General features: G+C 59.7%; 2 protein-coding genes and 1 tRNA gene. 2 read left to right on the forward strand and 1 reads right to left on the reverse strand.

Annotated features, from left to right (window positions below; translation table 11 throughout):
- Nucleotides 1-165 precede the first annotated feature (165 nt).
- Nucleotides 166-239 (reverse strand) — tRNA-Met (locus ACF8AM_RS15000).
- 229 nt (nucleotides 240-468) lie between these two features.
- Between ACF8AM_RS15000 and ACF8AM_RS15005 the strand changes: the two genes are divergently transcribed.
- Both ACF8AM_RS15005 and ACF8AM_RS15010 read left to right on the forward strand, forming a co-directional pair.
- A complete protein-coding gene (locus ACF8AM_RS15005) occupies nucleotides 469-2,382 on the forward strand; it encodes a squalene--hopene cyclase (RefSeq protein ID WP_392556415.1) in 1,914 nt (637 codons plus the stop codon).
- Between the two features lie 351 nt (nucleotides 2,383-2,733).
- Nucleotides 2,734-3,237 (forward strand): ATP-binding cassette domain-containing protein (locus tag ACF8AM_RS15010; RefSeq protein ID WP_392556416.1); only part of this gene is annotated, 504 nt, incomplete at its 3' end.

The following is a 3,237-nucleotide window of genomic DNA, read 5'->3' on the forward strand; positions in this document are numbered from 1 at the left end:
GGCCAGCGTGTTCTCAGGATTCTGAGACGACTAAGAAACCGCCGCCGCGAACATTGACGCAAGTGGTTGCGGGATAACGGGATAAAACGAAAAAAGCCGATGCGGAGCACGCATCGGCTTTTCGTTTACCGTTGGGTCGGAAAGTGTTCCAACCTTTCAGAGAAGTTGCGGGAGCCGGATTCGAACCGACGACCTCGAGGTTATGAGCCTCGCGAGCTACCGGGCTGCTCCATCCCGCGGTATGTGAGACGTTGAATCGGACGCCAAGGTTCGATTTCTACAGCGAAATTTCGCGTAAACATCATTTTCTTGGCCTCGTGGCAACGATGAAGGGACTATCGGTCACGATGGCGGATTCGTCAAGCGGCTGATCGGATTGTTGGCGAGATTTTCGTTTTTTGGCCAGTCATTCGCTATGTTGACCTAGAGTAGTACGTTGTGCGCCGGCTCCGCCAAGTCTTTTCGAGTATGAACCCTCCCCCCAACACGACCGCTTCCGATTCGTCGGATGCCATGGATTCCTCGGGGACGTTCTCGGCTGGCCCAGCCAATTCTGCCGGGCCACCGGTCCCGCCGCCTGTGACTCCTCCGCCTGCCAGTGCGAATCCGGCAGCCAGTGCGAATCCGGCAGCCGACGGTGTCCCCAAGCCGCCACCGCCTCCGCCGCGAGCAACCTTGCCGCCGATCAACTCGGCCCCTGCAATCCAACCAGCTCCTGCTCAGCCAAATCCCGGGCAGCCAGCGCCCGGGCCACCAGTTTCTGCTCAACCAGTTGCGAAACAACCTCCGGCCAGCCAGCCGGTTGCTGCAAAGGCTCCGCCGGCGAAGCGATCCGTTCGCGCCGCCAAGGTGGCTCCGGTGGCCCAACCGGTCGCGTCAGAACCGGTCGGCACCACCGCCGGTGCTGCGGAAGTGCCACCTGCCATTCCGGTGAAGTCACGATGGCGGACGGAAGTTCAACCGGAAGCCCAAGACGACAAGTCAGCGGACGAAGAAGATGATTTGGCTCCCGTCAAACGTTCGGTGCCAGCGTGGTTGGTCAGCATGGTATTTCACCTGATCGTGTTGCTGGTGCTGGCCCTGTTGACCACCCCAGTGGGCGAAGGCATCGGTAGCCTGGTGCTGGAGTTTGGTGAGGCGACCGAGTCGGAAAACTTTGAACTGGAAAGCGTGAACATCCAGAGTTCGGATTCGATGGTGGATTCGACCAGCGATCTGGACAGCGAGATGGTCGTTGAGACGGACATCCAGTCGTTGATGGAGACGATGGAGATGCCCACCGAACAGCTTGAGATGGTGGAGGTCGAGAACGGCATCGGCTCGGCGAGCGAATTGGTCAAACCCATGTTCAGCGGTCGATCGGGACCGATGAAGAGTGCTTTGATCGCGGCTCATGGTGGCAATGAGCAAACCGTGACCGCGGTTGAACGTGGATTGCAGTGGTTGGTGAAGAACCAAGAGCGATCGGGATCGTGGAGCATGGCGGGGCCCTACTCCGATGCCGCTCCGTTTTCAGAAAACCGCTGTGCCGCCACCGCGATGGCGATGTTGGCATTCCAGGGCGACGGCAACACGCATCTCAAGGGACCCTATTCAGAGAACGTTGAACGGGGCCTCAGAACTTTGCTCAAAGGCCAACGCCGGGACGGTTTTTTGGCGACCAATGTTCGCGGCGATGACCAACAAGCCTACGGGCACGCTCAAGCGACGATCGCATTGTGCGAGCTGTTCGCGATGACAGAAGACTCGGCCCTTCGCGGGCCGGCTCAAGCCGCAGTGGACTACTGCGTGAACGCTCAATCAGCGGCCGGCGGTTGGCGCTATCGGCCTCGGTTGGATTCCGATTTGTCGGTGACGGGGTGGTACGTGATGGCGCTCACCAGCGCGCAGTCTGCGGGCTTGGAAGTCCCCTCATCGACCTTGCAGATGGCCAACACATACTTGGACACCGTCCAAATGTACGACGGTTCTTCGTATAGTTACCAACCCAATCGACCAGCGAGTTACGCGATGACAGCGGAAGGGTTGCTGTGCCGGCAGTACCTGGGATGGCCGCACGATGAAGAGGCATTGAAACTGGGGATCGGTGACTTGATCGAAGGCGGGATGTTGGATCCGAACAACCCCAACGTTTATTACTGGTACTACGCGACTCAGACGATTCACCATTACGGGGGACAGCCCTGGCGAAAATGGAACAGCGTGATGCGGACGGAATTGCCGCGTCTGCAGATCAAACGTGGTGCCGAGGCGGGCAGTTGGTCGCCTCAAGCCGATGAATGGGGCCGTCGGGCAGGACGTCTGTACGTGACCTGTTTGTCGATCTACTGCTTGGAAGTCTATTACCGGCACATGCCGCTGTATGACCAGCAGGGGAAATGAACCGAAGTTCGCTTCGCGTGAGCTGCTGATTCGGCTGAATTTTCGGATCACGATTGGCCCTCGGGACCTGCGATCTGGGGTTTGGCGTGCTTCCTTTGGGGCGCTGAGGTCGTGCCGTTTTGCTTCATCGTCCCTTCGGGAGGGGCGGACCGCTTCGGGCCGGGGAGGATGACACGCTGGATCCAGTGCTCGGCCCTCCCCTCGCTCGACCCTCCCAAAGAGAGGGTGATGACAAACGCCTGCCAGGACAGCGCTTAAAAACGGCATTGCCTTCGCTGCGGCGGGGAGCGTCTGGGGAGGCCAGGTTTGGCGTTTCGGGGCGTTGCTTGGTTTGGCTAGGATGAATCGGCGATGTTGTTCTCGACATCGCCAATGGTCGTTCTCCCACGCAGGGACACAGGAATCTTGTCCGCCCCCGCTCCGCCCGAATCCATGGATGCCGTTGATCACGCGGCCATTTCTGTCGATCGACTGAAAAAGTCGTATCGTCGTGGGCGCAAGGAACACGCCGCGCTCAGCGGGGTTTCGTTCCAGCTTCGCCGCGGCGAACGCTTGGCCTATCTGGGCCCCAATGGAGCTGGCAAGACCACGATGATTCGTTGTCTGACCGGGCGATCGAAGCCGGACTCGGGCAGCATCACGATGCTGGGCGAACCGATCGAGACCGCGTTTGCTCGCGATTCGCTGGGATTGGTTCCGCAGGAGATCGCTTTGTATGAAGACCTGACGACGTCCGAGAACTTGGCCGCGTTTGGTCGGTTTCACGGGCTGCGGGGGCGCGTGCTGCGAGACAAAATCCAGTGGGGGTTGCAGTGGACCGGGCTGGCCGATCGAGCCCACGATTTAGTGGGCACG

Origin of the sequence: Rhodopirellula sp. JB055, from assembly GCF_043100905.1 — a bacterium.
Classification (GTDB): domain Bacteria; phylum Planctomycetota; class Planctomycetia; order Pirellulales; family Pirellulaceae; genus Rhodopirellula.

What these genes read in the sequence shown, in the direction of transcription:
- ACF8AM_RS15005 (WP_392556415.1), top strand. Translation starts at nt 469, where the DNA reads ATGAACCCTCCCCCCAACACGACCGCTTCCGATTCGTCGGATGCCATG.